The following is a 26,655-nucleotide window of genomic DNA, read 5'->3' on the forward strand; positions in this document are numbered from 1 at the left end:
ATTTTCATCACTACAACAGGGGAATGAAAAAATGAATCAAATGTTCAGCGGTGCCTCCTCCGGAGCATGGTTTGAAAAGGCACAGCGCTTCGGGAAATCGTTCATGCTGCCGATCGCTGTGCTGCCTGCCGCAGGCTTACTGTTGGGAATTGGCGGCGCGCTCTCTAACCCGAACACCTTAACGGCGTATCCGTTCCTGGATGTTGCCTGGCTACAGGCAATCTTCACGATCATGAGCAGCGCAGGCTCTATTGTGTTTGCCAATCTCTCGGTGCTGTTTGCCGTCGGGGTTGCCGTTGGTTTGGCGAAAACCGACAAAGGGACCGCCGGGCTCGCGGCGCTGCTGGCGTTTCTGGTGATGAACGCCACAATTAACGCATTGCTTATCCTCAACGGCACGCTGGCGCATGAGAACCCGGGCGCGGTGGGACAGGGGATGACGCTGGGCATTCAGACGCTGGAAACGGGCGTTTTTGGCGGCGTGGTGATTGGCCTGGTGACCTGCGCCCTGCATCATCGCTTTAATAAAATTGCGCTGCCTCAGTTCCTGGGATTCTTTGGCGGCTCGCGCTTTGTCCCGATTATCAGCTCGCTGGCCGCGATTCTGGTCGGGGCCCTTATGACCGTAGTGTGGCCCCATTTCCAGAAGCTGATTTTCGGCCTGGGCGGACTGGTCGATGCGACGGGTTATCTGGGCACGCTGCTGTATGGCTTTATCCTGCGCATGCTGGGCCCATTTGGCCTGCATCACATCTTCTATTTACCGTTCTGGACGACGGCACTCGGCGGCAGCGAAATCGTTAACGGACAGCTGGTGGAAGGCACCCAGCGCATCTTCTTCGCTCAGTTGTCCGATCCGAATACGCAGCAGTTCTTTATCGGCACGTCCCGTTTCATGTCCGGGCGTTTCATCACCATGATGTTTGGCCTGATTGGCGCATGTCTGGCGATGTACCACACGGCGAAGCCGGAGAATAAGAAGCGCGTGGCGGGGCTGCTGCTTTCAGCGGCGTTGACCTCTTTCCTGACGGGGATCACCGAGCCAATTGAGTTCTCCTTCCTGTTCGTGGCGCCCGTTCTCTACGTCATCCACGCTTTCTTCGACGGGCTGGCGTTTATGATCGCCCACATTCTGCACATCACCATCGGCCAGACTTTCTCCGGCGGCTTTATCGACTTCATCCTCTTTGGCGTATTGCAGGGCGAAGCCAAAACTCACTGGATGTATGTGCCGCTGGTCGGCGTGCCGTGGTTCTGCCTCTACTACTTCACGTTCCGCTTCCTGATTAACCGTTTTGGTTTTATGACGCCTGGCCGGGAGAAAGAAGCGGCAGTCGAAAATACCATCCCACAAAGCGAACGTGCGGCGGCAGTGATTGCCGGGCTGGGCGGGCGAGATAATCTGGAAGAGGTGGATTGCTGCGCCACGCGATTGCGCGTCACGGTAAAAGACGGCGGGAAAGTCGATCAGGAAGCATTGAAGGCCACGGGCGCGCGCGGCGTGATCCTGCGAGGCAACGGCGTGCAGGTCATCTATGGCCCACACGTCACGATTATTAAAAATGAAGTGGAAGAGAGCTTAGCGTTATGAAAACTGTACTGGATAACCTGAAAGGGAAACTCATCGTCTCCTGCCAGGCGCTGGATAATGAGCCGTTGCACAGCCCGTTTATCATGTCGCGGATGGCGGTAGCGGCAGAAGAGGGCGGCGCGGAGGGGATTCGCGCCAACAGCGTGGCGGACATTGCTGCCATTAAACAGCTGGTTTCACTGCCGGTGATTGGCATCATTAAGCGTGATTATCCGGACAGCGAAGTGTTTATTACGGCGACCATGAAAGAGGTGGATGAACTGATGAGCGTCGGGCCGGAACTCATCGCGCTTGATGCCACGGCTCGCCCGCGCCCCGGTGGGCAGCAGCTGGATGCGCTGGTCGCGGAAATTCGTGCGAAGTACCCGTCGGTGCTGCTGATGGCGGATATCTCGACGGCGGAAGAAGCGCTCACGGCGCAGTCTCTCGGGTTTGATTGCGTGGGCACCACGCTTTACGGCTATACGGCAGAAACGGAGGGGCACGCACTGCCGGAAAACGACTGCGGTTTTTTACGCGATGTACTGGCTGCTGTAAATATTCCGGTGGTGGCGGAAGGGAACGTTGAAACCCCGACGCTGGCGGCCCGGTGCCTTGAACTGGGCGCGCATACCGTGGTGGTTGGCGGCGCGATTACTCGTCCTCAGCAAATTACGGCACGCTTTGCCGCGGCCATCAAAGCCTGAGGTTTTTATACTGAATAAAAAACCCGCCTCGGCGGGTTTTACAGGCTTATTTGAAATCAACGGCCATCTGCTGCGGAATCGAAAGCCCGCGGGTGGTCTGCACGCAGCGATCGATATAATCGGTAAAGCGCGGCGGCTTCGGCATTCCCATGCTGAGCAGTTTATCGTTGCTGAAGCGTACGTTGAGGGTTGCGAAGGCGCCATAAAGGCGCATTGCTTTGAGCATCAGACGTTCATTGCAGGGACCGAAGATATCCTTCAGTTCGCGACGCATCTTGACCAGCGTCTCATAGCTGACCTGCGCATACCTATCGCCGACGGGAACCTGCTCCAGCGCCGAGGCCATGGCGCGATCGATCTCAGCAAATTTGACGCTATTTTCTTCACCTGCCGAAATATGCACGACTTCCCCCTGCGCAAGCTGGTTATCAAGCAGCATCATCAGCGCATCGGCGCAATAGTCGACGGGAATCACATCGATCCGGTCTTCCATTGAGCAGAGGAATTTTTGCAGCATTAAGCCCATGCTGAATACCCAGAAGATACTGCTGGAGGGCTGGCAGCCGTGATGAGTATGGCCCACGACAATCGAGGGGCGGGCAATCGTCAACGGAAGCGTCGGGCAGGTCTGCTGCATCAGCTGCTCGATCGTGGATTTAGAGTGGGTGTATTCGACAAGGTGTTCGGCACGTTCGCGAAACTCGGCGCTTTCCGCGACCAGAGAATCGGGCTCGGGAGAACATGACATAGCCGTACCCACATGCAGGAAGCGCTGTAGCCCGGCAACCCGGGACATACGTTGGGCAAACTGCAGGGTGCCTTCCACGTTCACCTTCCAGATGAGCGGGTTATTGCCAAAGGAGGCGACAGCCGCACAGTTGAGCACGTGAGTCACTTGTTCCAGACGTGGGTCGCAGAGAAATTCTGCGGGGTTAGCTAAATCGCCCGCGAGAATATGTTGCATACCCAGCGTCGCCAGTTTCTCCTCAGAGACATTGAACTTGCGCATGTTTTCTTTGACCCGGGCAAGCGCCGCGTCATCATTATCGGCTCGAACTAAAAGCAGCAGATTAATCCCGTTATTTTGCTTCAGGATATTCTCTAAAACCGCTCCCCCCAGAAAACCGGTAACGCCTGTAATTAATAGTGTATTCATGAACGCCGTCTCATCATGGTTGGTCGGCTGGATTCTAGGCGGCTGAAACTAAACGGTGAGTCAATGGAAAATGGCGAGTCGGAAGGCTTTCTTAAGACCGAATTAAGGTTACGAACGGGCGTGGATAGCATTGGACATCCGCGAAGTGAAGAAGATTCTGTTTTTCATGTTTCAATTTGTACATATATGATTTTTATGATTATTGTTATATTCTCAATGGTGTTGTTATAGGTGTTTAAATGTAATTTAAAACATATTTAGTTACATCAAAAGTCGCTGTATAAAAAACGTAATACATGCAGAAATAAGTCGAGGCGATTTATTTCTTCCGTCGTTGAAGGTCTTTAAAGGCTGCGAGAAATAAAGCTGAAGGGACCGTTTAGAATTGCTCAGCAGGCTATAATCTTAGTCTGACTTCAGCCACAGCTAAGCGCCGGCAATCGCAGCTGAGGACAAGACCTCGGCCGCTAAATCTGCGATAATGCTCGTTTCGAACCTAAACAGAGATGATTATGCAGTACCCGATTAACGAGATGTTCCAGACCTTGCAAGGCGAGGGTTACTTCACCGGCGTGCCTGCCATTTTTATTCGTCTGCAGGGATGCCCGGTTGGTTGCGCCTGGTGCGATACCAAACATACCTGGGATAAGCTTGCGGATCGGGAAGTGTCGCTGTTTAGTATTCTGGCGAAAACCAAAGAGAGTGATAAATGGGGCCCGGCCAGCGGTGAAGACCTGCTGGCGATTATCGGCCGTCAGGACTGGACCGCACGTCACGTGGTGATCACCGGCGGCGAGCCCTGCATCCACGACTTAACCCCGCTGACCATGCTGCTGGAGCAGAACGGATTCAGTTGCCAGATTGAAACCAGCGGTACCCATGAAGTGCGCTGCAGCCCGCGCACCTGGGTGACGGTTTCACCGAAGGTCAATATGCGCGGTGGCTACGATGTGCTGTCGCAGGCGCTGCTGCGCGCGGATGAAATTAAGCATCCGGTTGGCCGCGTGCGCGATATCGAAGCGCTGGACGAACTGCTGGAAACGCTGAGCGACGACAAGCCGCGGATTATTGCTCTGCAGCCCATCAGCCAGAAAGAGGATGCGACGCGTCTGTGTATTGAGACCTGCATCGCCCGCAACTGGCGGCTCTCAATGCAGACGCATAAATATCTGAATATTGCCTGATAAACCGCCGGGTAGATGCGCACTACCCGGCGCGTCCGCTACGCGTTCGACCAGCTTTTAATCGCGTCAACGTTTTCCAGACTACCATGGGTGACCGCATACGACTTTTTCAAAATCGTATCCGTATAGGTAGTTAACTCCCTGAAAATTCCCTTATTTAACGCCTCATACCGGCTGGCATTCTTCTCTATTGGCATAAAGGTATCTTTTACCCGCACCATATTTGCCACCGCTGTCGCGTAGGAGGGGTACAAACCCAATCCCACCGCGGCGTTGATTGCCGCGCCGAGGCTGGCACAGCCGTTAATCGCGTTGCGCCTGGCCGGCAGGTTAAATACATCGGCGAAGATCTGCATAAAGAGATCGCTGTTCGAACCGCCGCCGGTGATGATGATATGTTTAGCGAAGTGATTCATTTCATTGCACATATTGTCGTAGTTATTTTTCAGCGTCAGCGCAACGCTCTCCAGAATGGAGCGATAAATCCACGCGTAATCCATGCTGGAATCAAAACCGATCATGATCCCGCGTTTATAGGGCTCCCAGGGGTTCGTTAACCAGTCCAGTACGGTCATTAGCCCGTTACAGCCCGGCGGCACCGTTGCGGCCTTTTTATTTAATAGATCTTCCGGCGACAGGCCCTGAGCCCTGGCGTCCTGAATTAAGGATTCGCCCAACATGTCCCGCAGCCAGCTAACCGTCCACATCCCCTTACGAATACCGTACCCCTCGTACAGCAGCGTTTCGGGGATGGAGGACATAATCGGCCAGTAGGCGACGGGATCTTTCGGCAGCGCTTTGCCGTTCATCATCAGGGCGATATAGGTGCCTAATGAGATAACCGCCGTTTCGTCATCCAGCAACCCTGCGCCGAGCGCCTCAACCGGCTTATCGCTGGTGGTGCAGATCACGGGTAATCCTGACGGGAAGCCGGTTGCGCGGGCGGCCTGATCGGTGAGATGACCCAGAATCGAGCCGGGCATCTGCACGTCGAATAGCATCCGGCGCGGAATATTAAACTGCTTAACGACCTCGTCGTTGTCGCTCCACCCCCAGGTTTTATAATCCACCGGCCACTGGCCAAAGTAGTTGGCGATATTGTCCTTAAACTCGCCGGTTAAGCGGTGCGACAGATAGCCGGAAAATGAGGTGACCCAGGCCACGTCGGGATTGGTATGCTCATAAGGCCGGGTGACGCGGGCGTCCTGCCAGCTAATGAGCGGTTCGGCGGGCGTACCGTCGGCTTTAAGGAGCGCGCGGCAGCAGCGGATAGAGCCGAGACCGATGCCGACAATATCCTCTTTCTGGCCGGTAAACCGACTCATCAGATCCTTCCCGGCGCAGCATAGCGAAGTCCACAAATCATCATCAGGGTGCTCCGCCGTATCGGCGTCCGGCGTGTGCATTGGCTGCAGCAGGCCTTTTCCCTCGCAGACCACATTTCCCTGCAGGTCGTACATCACGATCTTGGTGCTCTGGCTCCCGCCATCGATTCCAATGATGTATTTCTTCGACATTATTATTCTCCTTTAAATTTTCATCCTCACTCGCCGGCAGTCTCTGCGGCAAGCGATGCCTCGCGTTCTGTCGCGGCGTCGGTGCGGCGTATTTTTCGAAACAGCAAAAAGGTAAAGAGGATCACCATGCACAGCGCGGCGAGGCCCATCAGCCACATGTTGCGGTAGGCGTCCGCGGTGGGGAGGGTGTCCTGCCAGTGGCCAACGATCGGATAGACAAAAACGTCGGGCAGGAAGCCAATGACTGAGCAGATACCGACGGTTGTTCCCATGATGTAGCCCGGAGTCCGCGCTTCGCCGGGGCAGGCCCAATAGAGCCCGCGCGAAGCGTAGCAGGTGAAGCCCAGCAGCAGAATCAGGCCGATCCCCATCGCCACGGAGTGCGGGTTTGAATTGGTAGCCAGTAGCGCAACAAGCGCCAGAACCCCCACGATCGACAGCAGCTGAATGATGCGGGTTGGGGATTTTACTCTGCTGTAGGTGGTAATAATGCCGCCCAGCGGGCCGCAAATCGCGCGGAAGATTTTGTTGATGACAATCCCCATATAGCTCGCAGCCACCAGCGACATACCGTACATTTCCGTCAGGTAGTTGGTGGAGTAGCTGAGGATGGCGTAGATGGTAAAGACGCCAAAAATGACCATGCTGCAGTACCAGGTTGTGCTGATGCGCAGGACGGCGAGAATATCGCTTAGCTGAAACGCTTTTTTCTCTTCTTGCGCCGCGCCACCGCGCTGGGGCGCATCGCTGACAAAGAACCAGCACAATATCCCCAGCAGGATGTAAACCACGCTGTAAATCAGGATAACGACCTTCAGGCTATTGCTATCGTCGGGCGCGAAGCGGGAAAACGCCCACATGGTAAATACTGCCAGCGACATAACGCCAACGCCGCGTAGCCCCTCCATCCAGCCCATGATTTTTCCCTGCTCGCTATGATTGCCGAGCAGTGAGGCGGCCTTAATTGAAACGGACCACAGCATCAGAATGGTGGTGATGGCAAAGGCGACCTGAATGCAAAGCATGGCCCACAGCGGTGGATAGGTCGCCATTATTAAACCGAGCAGGCCGGTCACGATCATCGCCGAAGTAATCATTTTGCGATGCGAGAATTTGTCGGCAATAACCCCGCTGGGCGCATAGAGAATAATGGCGGTAATACCAAAGGTGCTCATAATTAAGCCGATTTCGGTATTGCTAAATCCCATGAATTTTGCCATTGGGATTTGATAAATATAGCGTAAATAGGCAAGGTCAAAGCTGACTCCGCCGCTAAAGCTAATAATGGCAAGTGTTATCCAACGGCGATATGAATTCTGTTGCATATCGTGATCTCATTTTGAATAGACGAAAAAAAGAGAAAAGTAAACCGCCTTTGCAGGTGGATTACTTTTCTCTGGTCTCTAGTAATTGCAGTTAGGAATAACATGCCGACATGGGTTTTAGTGTGAGAATAATCACGATTCGTAGTTTTATGCGTAATTTATGAATGAAATATTTATCTGTGATTACGATCACATTAGGTGTTCGGGCGCTGTGCTAAAAAATTAGCTCAGTTACCAGAGATAATGAGAAAGGTAACTTCCCTCTCGTGGGGGAAGTTACCTTTCTTTTTTTTTGCCTAAAGGAATTTGGAGCCAACTATGTCAATTGAATCTCTTAACGCGTTCTCAATGGATTTCTTCTCTTTGAAAGGTAAAACGGCAATTGTCACCGGCGGCAATAGCGGGCTGGGTCAGGCCTTTGCTATGGCTCTGGCGAAAGCGGGAGCGAATCTGTTTATCCCAAGCGTAGTAAAGGATAACGGAGAGACAAAAGAAATTATTGAAAAACAGGGTGTTGAAGTTGAGTTTATACAGGTGGATATTACCGCTAAAGGCGCACCGCAGCAGATCATCGCCGCCTGCTGTGAACGCTTTGGCACGGTCGATATCCTCATCAATAATGCCGGAATTTGTAAGCTGAATAAAGTGCTGGACTTCGGGCGTGCGGATTGGGATCCGATGATCGATGTTAACCTGACGGCGCCTTTCGAACTCAGCCATGAAGCGGCAAAAATTATGATTCCGCAAAACAGCGGTAAAATTATTAATATCTGCTCGTTGTTTTCTTATCTCGGAGGTCAGTGGTCACCGGCTTATTCGGCGACAAAACATGCGCTGGCTGGTTTCACTAAAGCATATTGCGATGAGTTAGGTCAGTATAATATTCAGGTCAACGGCATTGCCCCAGGATATTATACAACAGATATCACGCTGGCTACCCGGAGCAATCCCGAAACCAATCAGCGTGTGCTGGACCATATTCCTGCAAACCGCTGGGGTGATACTCAGGACTTAATGGGTGCGGCTATATTTTTAGCCAGTCAGGCATCCAATTATGTTAACGGCCATCTGTTGGTGGTCGACGGTGGTTATCTGGTGCGTTAACTCTTAATCGATGGTTTCTGTATTTTTATTAATTATGTCACAAATATCATTCAAGATGCGTCGGGGACGTAAGGGAATAAACCTCTGGTAATGTAGGGTCCAATGTTATTGAGGTTTATGAAAGCCGTTAATAATGAGGCAGCTTGAAGGGTGAAGTGTCTGTTCCGAATTAATTATCAGGAAGGTATTACTATGTCTTTATCCCGTGAAGCGATTGTTGACCAGTTAAAAGAACTCGTCGGTTCCGATCGCGTGATCACCGATGAAACCGTTTTAAAGCGCAACAGTATTGACCGCTTTCGTAAATATGCTGACATCCACGGTGTCTTTACGCTTCCGCTGCCCGCTGCGGTCGTTAAGCTAGGCTCGACAAAACAGGTTTCTGACGTACTGTCCTTTATGAACCAGCATAAGATCAACGGCGTACCGCGTACCGGCGCCTCGGCGACCGAAGGTGGCCTCGAAACCGTCGTGGAAAATTCTGTGGTGCTGGACGGTGCCGGGATGAACCAAATCCTGAATATTGATATTGAAAATATGCAGGCAACCGCGCAGTGCGGCGTGCCGCTGGAAATTCTCGAAAATGCGCTGCGGGCAAAAGGCTACACCACCGGGCACTCGCCGCAGTCTAAGCCGCTGGCGCAGATGGGCGGCCTGGTGGCAACCCGCAGCATCGGCCAGTTTTCCACGCTCTACGGGGCGATTGAAGATATGGTTGTCGGGCTGGAAGCCGTGCTGCCCGACGGCACCGTCACTCGCATCAAGAACGTTCCGCGCCGCGCCGCCGGGCCCGATATTCGCCATATCATCATCGGCAACGAAGGTGCGCTGTGCTATATCACCGAAGTGACGGTGAAAATCTTCAGGTTCACGCCGGAAAATAACCTGTTCTACGGATACGTTCTGGATGACATGAAGGTGGGCTTCAGCATTCTGCGTGAGGTCATGGTGGAAGGCTACCGTCCGTCGATCGCCCGTCTGTACGATGCCGAGGACGGCACCCAGCACTTTACCCATTTTGCCGATGGCAAATGCGTGCTGATCTTTATGGCCGAAGGCAACCCGCTGATGGCGAAAGCAACCGGGGAAGGGATTGCGCAAGTTGTCGCGCGCTATCCGCAGTGCCGGCGCGTAGACAGCAAGCTGATCGAAACCTGGTTCAACCACCTCAACTGGGGCCCGGAAAAAGTGGCCGCCGAACGCGTACAGATCCTCAAAACCGGCAATATGGGCTTTACCACAGAGGTGTCGGGCTGCTGGAGCTGCATCAATGAGATCTATGAAAGCGTAATCAACCGCATCCGCACTGAGTTCCCGCACGCGGACGATATCACTATGCTGGGCGGCCACTCTTCTCATAGCTATATGAACGGCACCAATATGTACTTCGTCTACGACTACAACGTAGTGGACTGTAAGCCGGAAGAGGAAATTGATAAATACCATAACCCGCTCAACAAGATTATCTGCGAAGAGACGATTCGCCTCGGCGGCTCAATGGTACATCACCACGGAATTGGTAAACATCGCGTTCACTGGAGCAAGCTGGAGCACGGCAGCGCGTGGCCGTTGCTGGAAGGGCTGAAGAAGCAGTTTGATCCAAACGGAATTATGAATACCGGAACGATTTACCCGATTGAAAAATAATAGTTATATCCAAAATAATTCGAGTTGCTTGCAGGCGGCAAGAGAGTCAATTATCTGGAGCATAGATAGCTATGTTGGATGAGCGACAAATCTGTCCGGAACAGATTTGAACGCCGTGTTGCGGCGGCCATCAAGAGCAAGGTTCATGGATGAGCCTGGTTACAAGGCTAACGAACAGGCAGCTTGAAGTATGACGGGTATGTACGGCTTCTCAACCGGGAAGCCGTTTTTGCCGGACCATGAAGGGGGAGAAATGAACGCTTCACCGGTGAGAATGGACGACCTGCCGCTTAACGGCTTTCACTGCCGTATTGCCGCGCTAACCTTCGGCGCGCATCTGGTTGACGGCTACGTCCTCGGCGTTATCGGTTACGCCATTATCCAACTGACCCCCGCCATGCTCCTGACGCCTTTTATGGCCGGGATGATCGGCGGGGCGGCGCTGCTTGGGCTGTTCATTGGTAGCCTGATCCTGGGGTGGGTCTCGGATCACATTGGCCGGCAGAAGATTTTCACCCTCAGCTTTGTCCTGATTACCATCGCCTCTTTTCTGCAGTTTTTTGCCACCACTCCTGAACAGCTTATTGGCCTGCGGATCCTGATAGGCATTGGGCTGGGCGGGGATTACTCCGTGGGTCATACCCTGCTCGCCGAATTCGCGCCGCGCCGGCATAGAGGCATCCTGCTCGGGGCGTTTAGCGTGGTGTGGACTATCGGGTACGTACTGGCAAGCCTCGTCGGGCACCATTTTATTAGCGAAAACCCGGAGGCCTGGCGCTGGCTGCTGGCCTCGTCCACGCTGCCGGCCCTGCTAATCACGCTGCTGCGCTGGGGGACGCCGGAGTCTCCGCGCTGGCTATTACGCCAGGGCCGCTTCGCCGAGGCTCATGCGGTGGTGCGGCGCTGCTTTGGTCCGCACGTGCTGCTCGGCGACGAGGTGGTGACGGCAACCAATAAACGGATCGGAACGCTGTTTTCACCGCGCTACTGGCGGCGAACGGCATTTAACAGCATCTTCTTCGTCTGCCTGGTAATCCCGTGGTTCGTTATCTATACCTGGCTGCCCACCATCGCGGAAACCATCGGTCTTGAAGATGCGCTGACCGCCAGCCTGTTGCTGAATGCGCTGCTGATCGTTGGCGCGCTGCTGGGCCTGGTATTAACCCATTTGCTGGCCCATCGTCACTTCCTGCTCGGCAGCTTTCTGCTGCTGGCGACGACGTTAATCGCCATGGCCTTCCTGCCGGCAGGCAGCCCCTGGACGCTGCTGCTTTTTATCCTGTTTAGTACCACGATTTCGGCGGTCAGCAATCTGGTGGGGATCCTACCGGCGGAAAGCTTTCCTACGGATATCCGCTCGCTGGGCGTTGGCTTCGCAACCGCCATGAGCCGGCTTGGGGCCGCGATCGGCACCGGCCTGCTGCCCTGGACCCTGGCGCAGTGGGGGATGACGGTCACCCTTTTGCTACTGGCCGGCGTACTGCTGATCGGCTTTGTGGTGACCTGGCTGTGGGCCCCGGAAACCAAAGCGCTGCCGCTGGCCTCTGCCGGGAGCGGCGACAAAAGACAAGGAGGAGCGAATGAACATTCTGTTGGCGTTTAAGCCGGAGCCTGACGCCGGCATGCTGGCGGAAAAGGACTGGCAGGCCGCCGCGCTGGATACCTGCGGGCCGGATGTCGCACTATTGCGCAGCGCTATCGGCGCCGATGAGCAGGCTGCCGCCGCGCTGCTGCTGGCCCAGCGCAATGCGGGCTGCGAGATGACCTTGAGCGCATTAAGCATTGGCGACGAGCGCGCGCTGCACTGGCTGCGCTACTTTGCCGCGCTGGGGTTTGACCAGCGGGTGCTGTTGGAGACGGCAGCGGATCTGCGTTTTGCGCCATCGTTTATCGCCGGACAGATCGCCGACTGGCAGCGTAGCCACGGCGGGGAGCTGATCGTGACCGGCTGTCAGAGCAGCGAGGGGCAAAATGGCCAGACGCCGTTTCTGCTGGCGGAAATGCTCGGCTGGCCCTGCTTCAGCCAGGTTGAACGCTTTACGCTCGAACCGCTTTTTGCCGTTGTCGAGCAGCGCACGGATTCCGGCATCCGCCGCTGCCGGGTGCGGCTACCGGCGGTGATTGCGGTCAGGCAGTGCGGTGAAGTGGCGCTCCCGGTACCCGGCATGCGCCAGCGCCTGGCGGCGGCAAAGGCGGACATCGTGCGTCAGGCGGCAACCGTTGAGGCGACGCCTGACGTTCAGTGCCGGCGCTTGACGCGGCCAGCGCAGCGGCGAGCGGCCGTTATCGTTGAGGGCGCGACGGTGCAGGAGAAAGCCGGGGCGCTATGGGAGAACTATTTATGCCGGAGGATGCGGCCATGAAGATAGCGATGGTTATGGCGGCCGACGATAGCGCCGCGATGGGAGGCTGGCTGGCGGCAAACGATCTCGGTGCGGAGGATCTGCAGCGCTGGACGCCAGATGATGAGGTGGAGGTTGCCGGGCAGCTTCTGGATGCGCTGGTCGATCAGTGGCGACAGACGCCGGTCGACGTGGTGCTATTCCCGGCGGGAGCGCTGGCTGATGAGCTGGCCACGCGGCTGGCCTGGCGCCTGCGAGGAGGCAGCGTATGCCAGGTGCTATCGTTGAATGCGCCGGAGGGTCGGGTAACGAAGTCTCATTGGGGTAATGCGCTTACGGCCACGCTGGAGGTGAGCGCCCGGCCGCTGTGCCTCTCCCTGGCGCGCCAGCCCGGAGGGAATGCGCCTGGGGATTTTCCTGACGGTTTGCCGGAGCGCCGAATCATACCGGCGGAGCAGCCCGAGTGGCTGACGGAGATTGAGCGCGTTGAGCGCGCGGGCGCGCACCCTTTGCTGGCGGCGGAGCGGGTGCTGGTTGTCGGGCAGGGCGGGGAAGAGGCCGATGCGGGAGGCATTGCGTCGTTTGCGCAAAGCCTGGGCGCGGAAGCGGGCTACAGCCGAGCGCGAGTGATGAATGGCGGCTATGATGCCGATCGCCTGGTGGGTATTTCCGGCCATCTGTTGGCTCCGGATATCTGCATTGTGGCTGGCGCATCAGGGGCGGCGGCGCTGATGGCGGGAGTGCGTGGGAGCCGATTTATCGTGGCGATTAATCATGACGCCAGCGCGCCGGTATTTTCTCAGGCGGATGTCGGCATCGTGGATGACTGGCTACCGGTACTGAAAGCACTGGTAGCCTGTACGCAGGATTAATTAAGCTGCTTCGCTAATTTCCAGACGCCGGTGTTGGTGGTCGACAGGGCCGCCACGCCGGCTTTCATCGCATTACGCGCATCCTCTTCGTCGCAGACCAGGCCGCCGGCAATCAGCGGCTGGCGAATTTTCTCCGTTACCCACCCCAGCACTTTTGGCATGCAGCCCGGCAGGATTTCAATACAGTCCGGGTTGGACTGCGCCACCTGCTTGTCGATATTGTGAAAGGAAATCGAGTCGACGATAAACAGGCGATGAATGCAGAAAAAGCCTTCCGCTCTGGCCGCTTTTAGCATCGGCGCTTTGGTGCTGATGATCCCGTCCGCTTCGGTAACCAGCTTCAAAAACTGAATCACCACCTCTTTATTCGACGCCCCCTCCAGCAGGTCGACATGAATAAACGCGTATTTACCGGCGTTTTTGATTTTCTTCACGATATTGCTGATGGTGCAGATATTACCGTACAGCACGGAAATAAACTGGCACTCGGAATCGATGGCTAACTGCAGGCTGGCGTTATCTTTGACGGCCGCAATGACCGGGTTTTGTCGTAGCAGGTGTAACAGGGGCATGGTGTGTCCTTCGTATTTTACTCGTCATCATTCAGGCTGCGGGGGCGCGAGCGTTCCTGCAGCCTGAATTATAACGAGTCGTTTTATTAGCCGAAACGGAACGTAATACCGAATCCAGAGTCAGGATAGCGCCATTCTTTGAGCGTTGCCTCATCGCATAATAGCCGGCAGGTGCCGCACTCCAGGCATCCCCGATAGTCGACCTGCACGCCGCCTTCCGCCGTTCGCGAAAAAAGCCCGGCGGGACAGGAGGCAATAAGCAGTTCGACGACTTCCCGGTCGGGCGTAGCCGTCGGGACAATATGCGGGTCGGCGGCGGGGCGCCAGACGTTACGTGCTACAGACATCGTAAGCTCCGGATAAGATCGCCTGCCAGATGACGCAGGCCGTGACGGCGAAGATGACGCCAGACTATCTGACGCAGCGGCGGGACCGGGCCTTCGCCCTGCTGCCAGAGTTCGCGGGAGATATCGTCCATCAGCGCGGGCCAGCGGCGATACCAGCCGGGGCGCTGCAGCAGCGCGGGAACGTGCCGGTAGCGCTGGAGCACGTCCCACAGCAGGCTGCGCTCGATCTCCTGATGGTATTGCGCGAACAGATTTTGCGGCGCGCCGTGCCGACAGGCCTGGATTAACGTTTGCGCCGCCGCCTGGGCGCCGATTAAGGCCATGTCCATCCCGCGCACGGTGAAGCCGGTATTGACGCAGGTGCGCAGCGCGTCGCCCACCAGCAGCCAGCCTTCTCCGGCATACTGCGCCGGCATGCCGTGCAGGCCGCCTTCAGGTACCAGATGCGCGCCATATTCCAGCGTTTCGCTACCGTGCAGCAGAGGACGCAGGGCCGGATGCGATTTGAGACGATCCAGCAGCCCGGAGGCAGGAACCGCACCTTTTCCCAGCGAGGAGAGTGGACATACGATACCGAATGAGAGCGTATCCTGATTGGTATAAAGGAACGCGCCGCCGGGTAAATCGCCGCAGACTCCGCCGGTGAATATCATGGCGGAGCCCTCGTTGCCCTCGAGGCGGAAACGATCCTCCAGCGTCTTGCGCTCCATCGCCAGCACCGCTTTGATCCCCAGCGCCATGGCGGTTGGGGACGGGCGAGAGAGTAAACCGTGACGCTCCGCCAGCTCGCTATTGGCCCCTTCCGCCAGCACCACGTAGCGGGCGCGCAGCGTTTCGTTATCGCAAATGACCCCGCAAACCCGGCCGTTTTCGCGATACAGCGCCGCCACCGTCGCGCCGGTAATGCACTGGACGCCTTCGCCTTCGGCCTGGCTAACCAGCCACGGATCGAAGCGGGCGCGCAGTAAACTCCAGGAGTCGCCGCCGGGCTGCAGGCTGGAATAGGTTGTGGCGCCATCGTCGGTCAGCAGGGTCAGGTTTTCCTGGGTGATACGGCGTTCAAGCGGCGCGGATTGTTGAAAATGAGGGAGCAGTTCGGCGAGCGCGCGGCAGTACAGGCGCCCGCCGGAGAGATTTTTACTGCCGGGAATTTCGCCGCGTTCGAGCAGCAGGACCGAAAGCCCCGCCCGTGCGCAGCGTAGAGCGCAGGCGGTGCCGGCTATTCCTGCGCCGATGATAATAATATCAAAATCGTCAGCCATGTTGCGCCCCAGTGACCCAGAACGCATAGGCTAACATGACGTTATTTAAGGAATATTGACCATCGACACAAAGGCTTTAATCACTCGCCGCGATAGATGCAGCCTGCGGTACAGGTTTCTTTGATCATCACGGCGCTCAGCAGCGGCACCAGCGGTTTCATCTGCTGCCAAATCCACTTCGCCAGCACTTCGCTGGTTGGGTTTTCCAGACCGGGAATGTCGTTCAGGTAGTAGTGATCCAGGCGATCGTAGGTCGGTTTAAACGCCGCCTTGAGCTCGGCAAAATCCATGATCCAGCCCGTGTGGGGATCGACTTCACCGGTAATCTCCAGACGCACCATAAAAGAGTGGCCGTGCAGGCGACCGCACTTATGACCTTCCGGTACGTGAGGCAGGTGATGGGCGGCTTCGAAGGTGAAATCTTTAAACAGGGTGGTGGACATCTCTTACTCTCAATAAGACAAAAAAACCGCCGTAGGGTACCGGAAAGCGGTTTTTTTATCATTAACTAAAACGGTCCTGAGCGAAATATCGACGTATTTACCCACGAGTACCTTAATATTCTTTTTAATTTCATAGCGTTGGCTAATCGTTTTTGTTGTTAATAACTATAACTAAAACAGGTTAGTCCATTTGGTTATTTGTTATTTCCATCCCTTCTTTAATTGTTACTATCGGCGCCGTTAACCTTATAACTCGTCATACTTCGAGCCGCATGTGCGTTGGCAATAACTCGGCCCATCCTTGGGCCTCGCCCTAACGGGCGCAGTGAACAGCGTTCAAATTCGTTCCTGACGAATTTGTCCTCGACCACCCCGGTCACTTACTTAGATAAGCTCCCGGGGGTGAACTGCGTCGCCGCCTGCCTGCAACTCGAATTATTTAGAGTAAATACATCCTCTTCTGTTTTTGCCGCGCTGACAGGGTGCGAATAACAGCTTTGCTTACTGGAACATAACGACGCATGACGACACAGGCCCCACCTTCCAATTTGCTCCCGCTGAACCCGGAGCAACTGGCACGCCTTCAGGCGGCCACGACAGACTTCACCCCGACTCAGCTTGCCTGGGTTTCGGGCTACTTTTGGGGCGTGCTGAATCAGCACTCCGGCGCAGCCACAGCGGTTCCTGCTCAGGCTGCAGAAATGCCGGGCATTACTCTGATTTCAGCATCGCAAACCGGCAACGCACGCCGCGTGGCGGAAGCGCTGCGTGACGATCTGATCGCCGCGCAGCTGAACGTGAAACTGGTGAACGCAGGCGACTATAAATTCAAACAAATTGCCTCCGAAAAGCTGCTGGTTATCGTGACGTCGACGCAAGGTGAGGGCGAGTCGCCGGAAGAGGCCGTTGCGCTGCATAAATTCCTGTTTTCCAAAAAAGCGCCGAAGCTTGAGGGTACCGCCTTTGCGGTATTTGGCTTAGGTGATACCTCTTACGAATTCTTCTGCCAGTCCGGAAAAGATTTTGACAGCCGTCTGGCTGAGCTGGGCGCTGAACGTCTGCTGGATCGCGTTGACGCAGACGTCGAGTACCAGCCTGCGGCGGCAGAATGGCGCGCGCGGGTTGTTGAAGTCTTGAAATCTCGTGCGCCCGTCGCGGCTCCGGCCCAGGGCGCGACGAGCGGGGCGGTGAATGACATTCACTCCAGCCCGTATACCAAAGAAGCGCCGCTGACGGCGACGCTGGCGGTGAATCAGAAAATCACCGGCCGCGATTCTGAAAAAGATGTACGTCATATTGAAATCGATCTCGCTGACTCCGGTCTGCGTTACCAGCCGGGCGATGCGCTGGGCGTCTGGTATCAGAACGATCCGGCTCTGGTGAAAGAGCTGGTTGAGCTGCTGTGGCTGAAAGGTGATGAGCCGGTCACGGTTGACGGCAAAACCCTGCCGCTGGCGGAAGCGCTGGAATGGCATTTCGAGTTAACGGTCAATACCGCTAACATCGTTGAGAATTACGCGACCTTAACCCGCAGCGAAACCCTGCTGCCGCTGGTGGGCGATAAAGCGCAGCTCCAGCACTATGCCGCGACCACGCCGATTGTCGATATGGTGCGTTTCTCTCCGGCGCAGCTGGATGCCGACGCGTTAATTGGCCTGCTGCGTCCGCTGACGCCGCGTCTTTACTCCATTGCCTCATCGCAGGCGGAAGTAGAAAGCGAAGTCCATATCACCGTGGGCGCCGTTCGCTACGATATCGAAGGCCGCGCTCGCGCTGGCGGTGCGTCCAGCTTCCTTGCCGACCGTGTCGAAGAAGATGGCGAAGTTCGCGTTTTTATTGAACACAACGACAACTTCCGCCTGCCTGCTAACCCGCAGACGCCGGTAATTATGATTGGCCCCGGTACCGGTATCGCGCCGTTCCGCGCCTTCATGCAGCAGCGTGCGGCGGACGGTGCGGAAGGCAAGAACTGGCTGTTCTTCGGCAACCCGCACTTTACGGAAGATTTCCTTTATCAGGTGGAGTGGCAACGCTACGTCAAAGAAGGCGTGCTGAGCCGTATCGACCTGGCCTGGTCCCGCGATCAACAACAAAAAGTCTATGTTCAGGACAAGCTGCGCGAGCAGGGGGCCGAACTGTGGCGCTGGATTAATGACGGCGCCCATATTTATGTCTGCGGCGATGCCAATCGTATGGCGAAAGACGTTGAGCAGACGTTGCTGGAAGTGATTGCCGAATTTGGCGCGATGGACGCCGAAGCGGCGGACGAATTTTTGAGTGAGCTGCGCGTTGAGCGCCGTTATCAGCGAGATGTCTACTAATGAGCGAAAAACATCCAGGACCTCTGGTGGTCGAAGGTAAACTGACCGACGCCGAGCGCATGAAGGTAGAGAGCAACTACCTGCGCGGCACGATCGCAGAAGACTTAAACGACCCCCTTACCGGCGGCTTTAAAGGCGACAACTTTCTGCTGATTCGCTTTCACGGCATGTATCAGCAGGATGACCGCGACATTCGCGCCGAGCGTGCGGCACAGAAGCTGGAGCCGCGTCATGCGATGCTGCTGCGCTGTCGTCTGCCTGGGGGCGTGATCACCACTACGCAGTGGCAGGCGATTGATAAATTTGCCGCCGATAACACCATTTACGGCAGTATTCGTCTGACCAACCGCCAGACCTTCCAGTTCCACGGTATTCTGAAGAAGAATGTGAAGCCGGTGCATCAGATGCTGCACTCGGTTGGCCTGGACGCGCTGGCCACCGCCAACGACATGAACCGTAACGTGCTGTGCACCTCTAACCCGCACGAGTCTCAGCTGCATGCTGAAGCCTACGAGTGGGCGAAAAAGATCTCCGAGCACCTGCTGCCGCGTACCCGCGCCTATGCGGAGATCTGGCTCGATCAGAAAAAGGTCGCCACCACCGACGAAGAACCGATCCTCGGCCAGACCTACCTGCCGCGTAAGTTCAAAACCACCGTGGTGATCCCGCCGCAGAACGATATCGATCTGCACGCCAACGACATGAACTTCGTGGCGATTGCCGAAAATGGCAAGCTGGTAGGCTTTAACCTGCTGGTGGGCGGCGGGTTGTCTATTGAGCACGGCAACAAAAAAACCTACGCCCGTACGGCGAGCGAGTTTGGCTATCTGCCGCTGGAGCACACTCTGGCGGTCGCGGAAGCGGTCGTCACTACCCAGCGCGACTGGGGTAACCGTACTGACCGTAAAAATGCGAAAACCAAATATACTCTTGAGCGCGTCGGCGTCGAAACCTTCAAAGCCGAAGTGGAGCGCCGGGCGGGGATCAAGTTTGAACCGATCCGCCCGTATGAGTTCACCGGTCGCGGCGATCGCATCGGCTGGGTCAAAGGGATCGACAAAAAATGGCACCTGACGCTGTTTATTGAAAACGGACGTATTCTTGATTATCCGGGCCGTCCGCTGAAAACCGGTCTGCTGGAGATCGCAAAGATCCATCAGGGCGAGTTCCGTATTACGGCGAACCAGAACCTGATTATTGCCGGCGTACCGGAGACGGAAAAGGCGCGGATTGAAAAGCTGGCGCGCGACCACGGGCTGATGAATGCGGTCACCCCGCAGCGTGAAAACTCGATGGCCTGCGTCTCCTTCCCGACCTGTCCGCTGGCGATGGCCGAAGCAGAACGCTTCCTGCCGTCGTTTATTGATAAGGTTGACGGGATCATGGGCAAGCACGGCGTGAGCGATGAGCATATCGTGACGCGTGTGACCGGCTGTCCGAACGGCTGCGGTCGTGCGATGCTGGCGGAAGTCGGGCTGGTGGGTAAAGCGCCGGGTCGCTACAACCTGCATCTCGGCGGTAACCGCAGCGGGACGCGTATTCCACGGATGTATCGCGAGAACATTACCGAGTCGGAGATTCTCGACTCGATCGACGAACTGGTAGGGCGCTGGGCGAAAGAGCGCGAAGCGGGTGAAGGCTTCGGCGACTTTACGGTGCGTGCGGGCATCATTCGCCCGGTGCTCGACCCAGCCCGTGATTTCTGGGAATAAGCCCGGCATCGCCCGGAAGCGCTAAGCTTATCGGGTACTGGTTTTGTAGGCCGGGCAAATGCAGTACGCCCGGCAGAACAGGCAAATGAGGTCTTTATGTCCGTACTCGATCTACACGTCCTTAACGAATTACCGAAGGTCGATCGCATTTTGCAACTGGCGGAAACCAACAGCCAGCTGGAAAAGCTGAGCGCGGAAGCGCGCGTTGCGTGGGCGCTGGAAAACCTTCCGGGCGAATACGTGCTCTCTTCAAGCTTTGGTATTCAGGCGGCGGTGAGCCTGCATCTGGTTAATCAGGTACGGCCGGATATTCCGGTCATTCTGACCGATACCGGCTATCTGTTCCCGGAAACCTATCGGTTTATCGACGAGTTAACGGATAAGCTCAAGTTGAACCTGAAGGTCTATCGGGCGAAGGAGAGCGCCGCCTGGCAGGAAGCACGCTACGGTAAGCTGTGGGAGCAGGGCGTTGAAGGCATTGAGAAATACAATGAGATCAACAAAGTCGAACCGATGAACCGGGCCCTGGAAGCGCTGAACGCGCAAACCTGGTTTGCGGGACTCCGTCGGGAACAGTCCGGTAGCCGCGCCACGCTCCCGGTGCTGGCCATTCAGCGCGGGGTCTTTAAGGTGCTGCCAATCATCGACTGGGATAACCGCACCGTCTATCAATATCTGCAGAAGCACGGCCTCACCTATCATCCGCTGTGGGAACAGGGATACCTTTCGGTAGGGGATACCCACACCACCCGCAAATGGGAACCGGGGATGGCGGAAGAAGAGACGCGCTTCTTCGGCCTGAAGCGCGAGTGCGGACTGCACGAAGGCTAAGTCAGCGACGACCGTTTCCTGAGACAAAGCCCTCAGTCTGAACGACGAGGGCTTTTTTCATGTCGCCGGACAGCGAATTAGCTCTGCTTTTCCGCCTTTGCCAGCTCTTTTATCAGCGGCAGCATCACCTTGACGACATCGCGGCTGCGGTGTTCGATACGACCCGGCAGAGCCTTATCAATATGCTGCTGGTTATCCAGCTGTACGTCATGCCAGCTGGTTCCTCGCGGGAAGGAGGCGGATTTGTTGCGCTGTTGATAGCCATCTTTCTTACCCAGAGACCAGTTCGTGGCCTCCACGGACAGGACCGGGATCCCCGCGCTATCAAAAATGCTGGCGTCATTACAGCAGCCGGTACCCTGCGGATAATCATGATTGAGGCCAGGGTTGGTATAGGCGGTAATCCCTTTGCTGCGCGCAATAGCCAGCGCGCGGTCTCGGGTGAGTTTGCGAATCGAGGCGGGAGTGCTGCGCCCGCTATTAAAATAGAGCTTATCGCCAACCACCAGATTATCGAGATTAATCACCAGCAGCGTATTTTTCTTCTCCGCATCGCTCATTCGCTTCAGGATATTTTGCGCGCCGAGATTACCTTCCTCTTCACCGCTGGAAGCAATAAAGCGAATGCCGTAGTGAGTGGACACATTTTTCAACCGCTCGGCCAGCTCCAGCAATACGCCCACGCCGACGGCATTATCGTCGATGCCCTGCAGGGTCAGGCCGCCAAGGTTGCGTTCGACGTCAGCATCGCTCATGGGCGCATAGGTGTCGAGGTGCGCCATCACAATGATCTGCTGGCGAGCCGCGCCTTCATGGGCGGCAATGACGGTGCTGCCGGTGACGTTTTGCCAGTTTTTCCGTTTATCCGTATTGCTGTAGATATAACGCGCGTGGAAGCTGCGGATGTCGCTTTGATAGCCCATTTGGGCAAACTGCTGACGCACATAGTCCGCCGACAGCATTTCAGCGGGCGAACCGGTCATTCTTCCGGGAAAAACAGTCGCGATATGACGAGCCTGGGTATTTGCGGTTTCGCCCATGGCGCTGAAAGCCGGGGCGGAGAAGACAAAACCTGCGCCAAGCGCCAGGGGAAGGAGGCGGCGGCACAACGCGGAAAACATAGCGGGGGTCCTTTCTCGAGGGAAAAATTTAACGCTCATAGTATGAAACTGTGACTGCGGTTAAACAATTTCATTTGCTCTTAAATAGCGGAAAAACCGCGCGTTAAGCACTTTTTGATATTTGCTTTTTCAGGTCGTTATTCTTTTGGGTAACTACTCATTCCATTTAGTAATTTCATTTGCTCTAAACAGCACCCTATAGTCGCTCTATGACTGATTGTAAGCGAGTTGTTGCAACGTGGACTATTTGCCCCTGTTTGCCGAATTGAAAGAAAAACCGGTGCTGGTTATTGGCGGCGGAGACATTGCGGCGCGCAAAATTATGTTCTTGCGCCGGGCAGGAGCCAACGTGCAGGTTGTGGCGGCAGCATTATCTGAAGAGGTCGCCGCGCTGGTTGAACGCCAGGAGATTCAGTGGCGGGCCCATGAGTTTGAAGAGCAACAGCTGGACGATGTCTTTTTAGCGATCGCCGCGACCGACGATGATGCGCTCAATCAGCGGGTTTCCGCTGCCGCCAACGCCCGTTACCGGTTGGTGAACGTTGTCGATAATCAGCCGCTCTGCTCGGTGGTGTTTCCCTCCATCGTGGACCGTTCTCCGCTGCTGATAGCGATATTCTCCGGCGGTTCAGCACCGGTATTGTCCCGGCTGATTCGCGAAAAAATCGAAGCGCTGCTGCCCACTAACCTGGGACGCGTCGCCGAGGCGGCCAGCTACTGGCGGCATCATATCAAAACGCATCTGACGACGACGGCAGCACGGCGGCACTTCTGGGAGCGGGTCTTCAATGGCCGTTTTGCCAGTCTGATGATTGCCGGAAATAAAGCCGCCGCCGATAAGGCGTTGGAAGAAGAACTGCATCAGCCGGAAAAACGGCTGGGTGAAATTATTCTCGTCGGCGCCGGGCCGGGCGATGCCGGGCTGCTGACGCTGCGCGGCCTGCAGGCGGTACAGAAGGCGGACGTGGTGTTTTATGACCATCTGGTGACGCCGGAGATCCGCGAACTGGTGCGCCGCGATGCCGAGATGATCTGCGTGGGTAAGCGCGCGGGCGAACACTCGGTGCCGCAGCATGAAACGAATCAGATGCTGGTCGACGCAGCGCGAGAAGGCAAAACGGTGGTGCGCCTGAAAGGCGGCGATCCGTTTATTTTCGGACGCGGCGGCGAAGAACTACAGGCGGCCGCCGCCGCAGGGATTCCGTTTCAGGTGGTCCCGGGCGTAACGGCTGCTGCCGGGGCGACGGCCTATGCCGGCATTCCGCTGACCCATCGCGATTACGCCCAGAGCGTCACCTTCGTCACCGGTCATTACAAGGCCGACAGCGCCGCGCACGACTGGTCGCTGCTGGCGCAAAGCCGACAGACGCTGGCTATCTACATGGGCACCATGAAAGCGGCGGAAATCAGCGCGCAGCTGATCGCCCACGGTCGGGATAGCAATACGCCGGTGGCGGTGATTTCTCGCGGTACTCGCGCCGATCAGCAAACGATAACGGGCACCTTACAGCAGCTCGAAGCGCTGGCGAAAGATGCCCCGATGCCCGCTCTGCTGGTCGTGGGCGAAGTGGTGCAATTACACCACCAGCTCGCCTGGTTTCAACAAACAACTCAAGCAGATGCGTTTAACGCGTCTGTGGTGAATCTGGCTTAAGGAACGGTTATGGACCAAAAACGACTCACTCACCTGCGGCAACTGGAGGCTGAAAGCATCCACATTATTCGCGAGGTGGCCGCCGAATTCTCTAACCCGGTGATGATGTACTCCATCGGTAAAGATTCCAGCGTCATGCTGCATCTGGCGCGTAAAGCGTTTTATCCGGGAACCCTGCCTTTTCCGCTGCTGCACGTTGATACCGGCTGGAAATTCCGCGAAATGTATGAATTCCGCGACCGTACTGCCAAAGCCTACGGCTGCGAGCTGCTGGTGCACAAAAACCCGGAAGGGGTGGCGATGGGGATTAACCCGTTTGTTCACGGCAGCGCCAAGCACACCGACATCATGAAGACCGAAGGTCTGAAGCAGGCGCTGGACAAATACGGCTTTGATGCCGCCTTCGGCGGCGCCCGTCGCGACGAAGAAAAATCGCGCGCCAAAGAGCGCATCTACTCTTTCCGCGACCGTTTCCACCGCTGGGATCCGAAAAACCAGCGTCCGGAGCTGTGGCACAACTACAACGGCCAGATTAACAAGGGCGAAAGCATCCGTGTCTTCCCGCTCTCCAACTGGACCGAGCTGGATATCTGGCAGTACATCTATCTGGAAAATATCGAAATCGTTCCGCTGTATCTGGCGGCCGAGCGTCCGGTGCTTGAACGCGACGGTATGCTGATGATGATTGATGACGATCGTATCGATCTGCAACCGGGCGAGATGATCAAAAAGCAGATGGTGCGCTTCCGTACTTTAGGCTGCTGGCCGCTGACCGGCGCGGTGGAATCCAACGCGCAAACGCTGCCGGAGATTATTGAAGAGATGCTGGTCTCCACAACCAGCGAGCGTCAGGGTCGTATGATTGACCGCGACCAGGCCGGCTCCATGGAGCTGAAGAAACGTCAGGGGTATTTCTAAGGAGCCGCCATGAACACGACAATTGCCCAACAAATTGCTAATGAAGGCGGCGTAGAAGCTTATCTGCACGCGCAACAGCACAAAAGCCTGCTGCGCTTCCTGACCTGCGGCAGCGTCGATGACGGGAAAAGTACCCTGATTGGCCGCCTGCTGCACGATACCCGACAGATTTACGAAGATCAGCTCTCATCGCTGCATAATGACAGTAAGCGTCACGGCACGCAGGGTGAAAAACTGGATCTGGCGCTGCTGGTGGATGGCCTGCAGGCTGAACGCGAGCAGGGCATCACCATCGATGTCGCCTATCGCTATTTCTCTACCGAGAAACGCAAATTTATTATCGCCGACACCCCGGGGCACGAGCAGTACACCCGCAATATGGCCACCGGCGCTTCCACCTGCGATCTGGCGATTCTGCTGATGGATGCGCGCAAAGGCGTGCTCGATCAGACTCGCCGTCATAGCTTTATCTCGACGCTGCTGGGAATTAAAAACCTGGTGGTGGCGGTGAATAAAATGGATCTGGTGGATTTTAGCGAAGAGACGTTTAATCGCATTCGCGAAGAGTACCTCACCTTTGCCGGGCAGCTGCCGGGTGACGTTGATATTCGCTTTGTTCCGCTTTCTGCCCTTGAAGGGGACAACGTCGCGACCCAGAGCGTCAGCATGCCGTGGTACAGCGGCCCGACGCTGCTGGAAGTGCTGGAAACCGTTGAAATCCGTCGCGTGGTGGAAAATCAACCGCTGCGTTTCCCGGTCCAGTTTGTTAACCGGCCCAACCTCGACTTCCGCGGTTTCTCCGGGACCGTGGCTTCCGGCAGCGTGAAGGTCGGACAGCGCCTGAAGGTACTGCCATCGGGCGTTGAATCCAGCGTGGCGCGTATTGTGACGTTTGACGGCGACCTGCAGGAAGCCGGTGCCGGTGAAGCCATCACTATCGTGTTGAAAGATGAGATTGATATCAGCCGCGGCGACCTGTTGGTCGATGCGCAGGTGACGCTGCCCGCGGTGCAAAGCGCCAGCGTGGATGTGGTGTGGATGGCCGAGCAGGCGTTAGCCCCGGGCCAGAGCTATGACATTAAAATTGCCGGCAAGAAAACGCGCGCGCGTGTCGACGGGATTCGTTATCAGGTTGATATCAATAATTTGACCCAGCGCGAAGTCGAGTCGCTGCCGCTGAACGGGATTGGACTTGTCGATTTGACCTTCGACGAGCCGCTGGTGCTGGACAAATATCAGCATAACCCGGTAACCGGCGGGCTGATCTTCATCGACCGGTTGACCAACGTCACGGTAGGTGCCGGCATGGTGCGCGAACCGCTGGAACAGCGCCAGGCATCGACATCCTCCTTCAGCGCGTTTGAACTGGAACTGAATCAGCTGATCCGTAAACACTTCCCGCACTGGGACGCGCGCGACCTGCTGGGAGGCAAGTAATGGCCCGGCATGACGAAAACGTCGTCTGGCACGCCCATCCGGTCACCCGGGAGCAGCGCGAACAACACCACGGCCATCGCGGCGTGGTGCTGTGGTTTACCGGGCTGTCCGGCTCCGGTAAATCTACCGTTGCCGGCGCGCTGGAAGAGGCGCTGCATCAGCTGGGCGTCAGCACCTATCTGCTGGATGGCGATAACGTGCGGCACGGCCTGTGTAGCGATCTCGGTTTTAGCGATAGCGATCGTAAAGAAAATATTCGTCGTGTCGGGGAAGTGGCGAAGCTGATGGTTGATGCCGGGCTGGTGGTGTTGACCGCGTTTATCTCTCCACACCGCGCTGAACGGCAGATGGTGCGCGAGCGTTTAGGCGAAGGGCGCTTTATCGAAGTGTTTGTCGATACGCCGCTGGCTATCTGCGAGGCGCGGGATCCAAAAGGGTTATACAAGAAGGCGCGAGCGGGTGAATTACGCAATTTTACCGGCATAGATTCGGTGTATGAACCACCAGAAAAGGCGGAAATTCATCTGGATGGTGAACAATTGGTAACAAATTTGGTGCACCAACTATTAGACCTCCTCAGACAGAGCGATATTATCAGATCCTGAAACGGCGG

General features: G+C 56.3%; 23 protein-coding genes. 15 read left to right on the plus strand and 8 right to left on the minus strand.

Annotated elements, in window-relative coordinates:
• The first annotated feature begins 31 nt into the window (after nucleotides 1–31).
• On the plus strand, nucleotides 32–1,591 hold the full coding sequence (locus tag OQV00_RS05035) for a PTS transporter subunit EIIC (protein WP_004866978.1): 1,560 nt from the start codon (nucleotides 32–34) through the stop codon (nucleotides 1,589–1,591).
• The gene (locus OQV00_RS05040; protein WP_088883693.1) at nucleotides 1,588–2,277 is read left to right on the plus strand and encodes an N-acetylmannosamine-6-phosphate 2-epimerase; all 690 of its coding nucleotides are present in this window, start codon (nucleotides 1,588–1,590) and stop codon (nucleotides 2,275–2,277) included. Before OQV00_RS05035 ends, OQV00_RS05040 begins: the two co-directional genes overlap by 4 nt.
• Before the next feature lie 46 nt (nucleotides 2,278–2,323).
• On the opposite strand, the gene OQV00_RS05045 is transcribed toward OQV00_RS05040, so the two are convergent.
• Nucleotides 2,324–3,433 (minus strand): SDR family oxidoreductase, encoded by a 1,110-nt coding sequence (locus OQV00_RS05045; protein ID WP_266279930.1) that lies wholly within the window; start codon nucleotides 3,431–3,433, stop codon nucleotides 2,324–2,326.
• A 512-nt stretch (nucleotides 3,434–3,945) separates the two neighbouring features.
• Here OQV00_RS05045 and queE point away from each other — a divergent pair.
• Nucleotides 3,946–4,617 (plus strand): 7-carboxy-7-deazaguanine synthase QueE, encoded by a 672-nt coding sequence (gene queE / locus OQV00_RS05050; protein WP_004866972.1) that lies wholly within the window; start codon nucleotides 3,946–3,948, stop codon nucleotides 4,615–4,617.
• Between the two features lie 38 nt (nucleotides 4,618–4,655).
• Here queE and OQV00_RS05055 read toward each other — a convergent pair whose 3' ends face one another.
• Both OQV00_RS05055 and OQV00_RS05060 read right to left on the minus strand, forming a co-directional pair.
• Nucleotides 4,656–6,134 carry an FGGY-family carbohydrate kinase gene (locus tag OQV00_RS05055; protein WP_064367853.1) on the minus strand — a complete coding sequence of 493 codons (1,479 nt, stop codon included), beginning with the start codon at nucleotides 6,132–6,134 and terminating at the stop codon, nucleotides 4,656–4,658.
• Between the two features lie 26 nt (nucleotides 6,135–6,160).
• The gene (locus OQV00_RS05060; protein WP_266279933.1) at nucleotides 6,161–7,459 is read right to left on the minus strand and encodes an MFS transporter; all 1,299 of its coding nucleotides are present in this window, start codon (nucleotides 7,457–7,459) and stop codon (nucleotides 6,161–6,163) included.
• Between the two features lie 318 nt (nucleotides 7,460–7,777).
• On the opposite strand from OQV00_RS05060, the gene OQV00_RS05065 reads away from it, so the two are divergent.
• From OQV00_RS05065 to OQV00_RS05085, 5 genes are all read left to right on the plus strand, one after another.
• A complete protein-coding gene (locus OQV00_RS05065) occupies nucleotides 7,778–8,563 on the plus strand; it encodes an SDR family oxidoreductase (protein WP_048023735.1) in 786 nt (261 codons plus the stop codon).
• Between the two features lie 192 nt (nucleotides 8,564–8,755).
• A complete protein-coding gene (locus OQV00_RS05070) occupies nucleotides 8,756–10,210 on the plus strand; it encodes an FAD-binding oxidoreductase (RefSeq protein ID WP_064356704.1) in 1,455 nt (484 codons plus the stop codon).
• A 190-nt stretch (nucleotides 10,211–10,400) separates the two neighbouring features.
• Entirely contained in the window at nucleotides 10,401–11,813 is a 1,413-nt protein-coding gene (locus OQV00_RS05075; protein ID WP_048023738.1) for an MFS transporter, read from the plus strand.
• Nucleotides 11,791–12,573, plus strand: coding sequence for an adenine nucleotide alpha hydrolase family protein (locus OQV00_RS05080; protein WP_104895698.1), 783 nt, complete (start codon nucleotides 11,791–11,793; stop codon nucleotides 12,571–12,573). The genes OQV00_RS05075 and OQV00_RS05080 overlap by 23 nt, the downstream gene beginning before the upstream one ends.
• Nucleotides 12,570–13,424 (plus strand): electron transfer flavoprotein subunit alpha/FixB family protein, encoded by an 855-nt coding sequence (locus OQV00_RS05085; RefSeq protein ID WP_048023767.1) that lies wholly within the window; start codon nucleotides 12,570–12,572, stop codon nucleotides 13,422–13,424. Before OQV00_RS05080 ends, OQV00_RS05085 begins: the two co-directional genes overlap by 4 nt.
• Here OQV00_RS05085 and OQV00_RS05090 read toward each other — a convergent pair.
• The 4 genes from OQV00_RS05090 to queD form a co-directional block, all read right to left on the minus strand.
• Entirely contained in the window at nucleotides 13,421–13,996 is a 576-nt protein-coding gene (locus OQV00_RS05090; protein ID WP_048023742.1) for a glycerol-3-phosphate responsive antiterminator, read from the minus strand. The two genes, OQV00_RS05085 and OQV00_RS05090, sit on opposite strands and share 4 nt — an antisense overlap.
• 86 nt (nucleotides 13,997–14,082) lie before the next feature.
• Nucleotides 14,083–14,343: a ferredoxin family protein gene (locus tag OQV00_RS05095; protein WP_266279937.1), complete on the minus strand. Its 261-nt coding sequence runs from the start codon at nucleotides 14,341–14,343 to the stop codon at nucleotides 14,083–14,085.
• A complete protein-coding gene (locus tag OQV00_RS05100; protein ID WP_088912048.1) occupies nucleotides 14,334–15,605 on the minus strand; it encodes an FAD-dependent oxidoreductase in 1,272 nt (423 codons plus the stop codon). Before OQV00_RS05100 ends, OQV00_RS05095 begins: the two co-directional genes overlap by 10 nt.
• Nucleotides 15,606–15,685: 80 nt before the next feature.
• Nucleotides 15,686–16,048 (minus strand): 6-carboxytetrahydropterin synthase QueD, encoded by a 363-nt coding sequence (gene queD / locus OQV00_RS05105; RefSeq protein WP_004866969.1) that lies wholly within the window; start codon nucleotides 16,046–16,048, stop codon nucleotides 15,686–15,688.
• 521 nt (nucleotides 16,049–16,569) lie between these two features.
• Here queD and cysJ point away from each other — a divergent pair.
• The 3 genes from cysJ to cysH all read left to right on the plus strand — a co-directional run bounded on the left by cysJ (nucleotide 16,570) and on the right by cysH (nucleotide 20,912).
• Nucleotides 16,570–18,369: an NADPH-dependent assimilatory sulfite reductase flavoprotein subunit gene (gene cysJ, locus OQV00_RS05110; RefSeq protein ID WP_032718168.1), complete on the plus strand. Its 1,800-nt coding sequence runs from the start codon at nucleotides 16,570–16,572 to the stop codon at nucleotides 18,367–18,369.
• Nucleotides 18,369–20,081: an assimilatory sulfite reductase (NADPH) hemoprotein subunit gene (gene cysI, locus OQV00_RS05115; RefSeq protein WP_004866966.1), complete on the plus strand. Its 1,713-nt coding sequence runs from the start codon at nucleotides 18,369–18,371 to the stop codon at nucleotides 20,079–20,081. The genes cysJ and cysI overlap by 1 nt, the downstream gene beginning before the upstream one ends.
• 96 nt (nucleotides 20,082–20,177) lie before the next feature.
• Nucleotides 20,178–20,912: a phosphoadenosine phosphosulfate reductase gene (gene cysH / locus OQV00_RS05120; protein ID WP_004866964.1), complete on the plus strand. Its 735-nt coding sequence runs from the start codon at nucleotides 20,178–20,180 to the stop codon at nucleotides 20,910–20,912.
• 77 nt (nucleotides 20,913–20,989) lie between these two features.
• On the opposite strand, the gene OQV00_RS05125 is transcribed toward cysH, so the two are convergent.
• Nucleotides 20,990–22,033, minus strand: coding sequence for an aminopeptidase (locus OQV00_RS05125; protein ID WP_015585863.1), 1,044 nt, complete (start codon nucleotides 22,031–22,033; stop codon nucleotides 20,990–20,992).
• A 247-nt stretch (nucleotides 22,034–22,280) separates the two neighbouring features.
• Between OQV00_RS05125 and cysG the strand changes: the two genes are divergently transcribed.
• From cysG to cysC, 4 genes are read left to right on the plus strand one after another with little or no spacing between them, the layout of a single operon-like run.
• Entirely contained in the window at nucleotides 22,281–23,687 is a 1,407-nt protein-coding gene (gene cysG / locus OQV00_RS05130; RefSeq protein WP_155075185.1) for a siroheme synthase CysG, read from the plus strand.
• Between the two features lie 9 nt (nucleotides 23,688–23,696).
• Nucleotides 23,697–24,605, plus strand: a complete 909-nt coding sequence (gene cysD / locus OQV00_RS05135) for a sulfate adenylyltransferase subunit CysD (protein WP_004866959.1) — start codon at nucleotides 23,697–23,699, stop codon at nucleotides 24,603–24,605.
• A 9-nt stretch (nucleotides 24,606–24,614) separates the two neighbouring features.
• Nucleotides 24,615–26,042 (plus strand): sulfate adenylyltransferase subunit CysN, encoded by a 1,428-nt coding sequence (cysN, locus tag OQV00_RS05140; RefSeq protein WP_004866956.1) that lies wholly within the window; start codon nucleotides 24,615–24,617, stop codon nucleotides 26,040–26,042.
• Nucleotides 26,042–26,647 (plus strand): adenylyl-sulfate kinase, encoded by a 606-nt coding sequence (gene cysC / locus OQV00_RS05145; protein WP_032718167.1) that lies wholly within the window; start codon nucleotides 26,042–26,044, stop codon nucleotides 26,645–26,647. Before cysN ends, cysC begins: the two co-directional genes overlap by 1 nt.
• Nucleotides 26,648–26,655: the final 8 nt, after the last annotated feature.

The sequence above is a fragment of the Klebsiella sp. DY2415 genome (genome assembly GCF_026314315.1).
Classification (GTDB): Bacteria; Pseudomonadota; Gammaproteobacteria; order Enterobacterales; family Enterobacteriaceae; genus Klebsiella; species Klebsiella ornithinolytica.

What these genes read in the sequence shown, in the direction of transcription:
- OQV00_RS05035 (WP_004866978.1), top strand. Translation starts at nt 32, where the DNA reads ATGAATCAAATGTTCAGCGGTGCCTCCTCCGGAGCATGGTTTGAAAAG.
- OQV00_RS05040 (WP_088883693.1), top strand. Translation starts at nt 1,588, where the DNA reads ATGAAAACTGTACTGGATAACCTGAAAGGGAAACTCATCGTCTCCTGC.
- OQV00_RS05045 (WP_266279930.1), bottom strand. Translation starts at nt 3,433, where the DNA reads ATGAATACACTATTAATTACAGGCGTTACCGGTTTTCTGGGGGGAGCG.
- queE (WP_004866972.1), top strand. Translation starts at nt 3,946, where the DNA reads ATGCAGTACCCGATTAACGAGATGTTCCAGACCTTGCAAGGCGAGGGT.
- OQV00_RS05055 (WP_064367853.1), bottom strand. Translation starts at nt 6,134, where the DNA reads ATGTCGAAGAAATACATCATTGGAATCGATGGCGGGAGCCAGAGCACC.
- OQV00_RS05060 (WP_266279933.1), bottom strand. Translation starts at nt 7,459, where the DNA reads ATGCAACAGAATTCATATCGCCGTTGGATAACACTTGCCATTATTAGC.
- OQV00_RS05065 (WP_048023735.1), top strand. Translation starts at nt 7,778, where the DNA reads ATGTCAATTGAATCTCTTAACGCGTTCTCAATGGATTTCTTCTCTTTG.
- OQV00_RS05070 (WP_064356704.1), top strand. Translation starts at nt 8,756, where the DNA reads ATGTCTTTATCCCGTGAAGCGATTGTTGACCAGTTAAAAGAACTCGTC.
- OQV00_RS05075 (WP_048023738.1), top strand. Translation starts at nt 10,401, where the DNA reads ATGACGGGTATGTACGGCTTCTCAACCGGGAAGCCGTTTTTGCCGGAC.
- OQV00_RS05080 (WP_104895698.1), top strand. Translation starts at nt 11,791, where the DNA reads ATGAACATTCTGTTGGCGTTTAAGCCGGAGCCTGACGCCGGCATGCTG.
- OQV00_RS05085 (WP_048023767.1), top strand. Translation starts at nt 12,570, where the DNA reads ATGAAGATAGCGATGGTTATGGCGGCCGACGATAGCGCCGCGATGGGA.
- OQV00_RS05090 (WP_048023742.1), bottom strand. Translation starts at nt 13,996, where the DNA reads ATGCCCCTGTTACACCTGCTACGACAAAACCCGGTCATTGCGGCCGTC.
- OQV00_RS05095 (WP_266279937.1), bottom strand. Translation starts at nt 14,343, where the DNA reads ATGTCTGTAGCACGTAACGTCTGGCGCCCCGCCGCCGACCCGCATATT.
- OQV00_RS05100 (WP_088912048.1), bottom strand. Translation starts at nt 15,605, where the DNA reads ATGGCTGACGATTTTGATATTATTATCATCGGCGCAGGAATAGCCGGC.
- queD (WP_004866969.1), bottom strand. Translation starts at nt 16,048, where the DNA reads ATGTCCACCACCCTGTTTAAAGATTTCACCTTCGAAGCCGCCCATCAC.
- cysJ (WP_032718168.1), top strand. Translation starts at nt 16,570, where the DNA reads ATGACGACACAGGCCCCACCTTCCAATTTGCTCCCGCTGAACCCGGAG.
- cysI (WP_004866966.1), top strand. Translation starts at nt 18,369, where the DNA reads ATGAGCGAAAAACATCCAGGACCTCTGGTGGTCGAAGGTAAACTGACC.
- cysH (WP_004866964.1), top strand. Translation starts at nt 20,178, where the DNA reads ATGTCCGTACTCGATCTACACGTCCTTAACGAATTACCGAAGGTCGAT.
- OQV00_RS05125 (WP_015585863.1), bottom strand. Translation starts at nt 22,033, where the DNA reads ATGTTTTCCGCGTTGTGCCGCCGCCTCCTTCCCCTGGCGCTTGGCGCA.
- cysD (WP_004866959.1), top strand. Translation starts at nt 23,697, where the DNA reads ATGGACCAAAAACGACTCACTCACCTGCGGCAACTGGAGGCTGAAAGC.
- cysN (WP_004866956.1), top strand. Translation starts at nt 24,615, where the DNA reads ATGAACACGACAATTGCCCAACAAATTGCTAATGAAGGCGGCGTAGAA.
- cysC (WP_032718167.1), top strand. Translation starts at nt 26,042, where the DNA reads ATGGCCCGGCATGACGAAAACGTCGTCTGGCACGCCCATCCGGTCACC.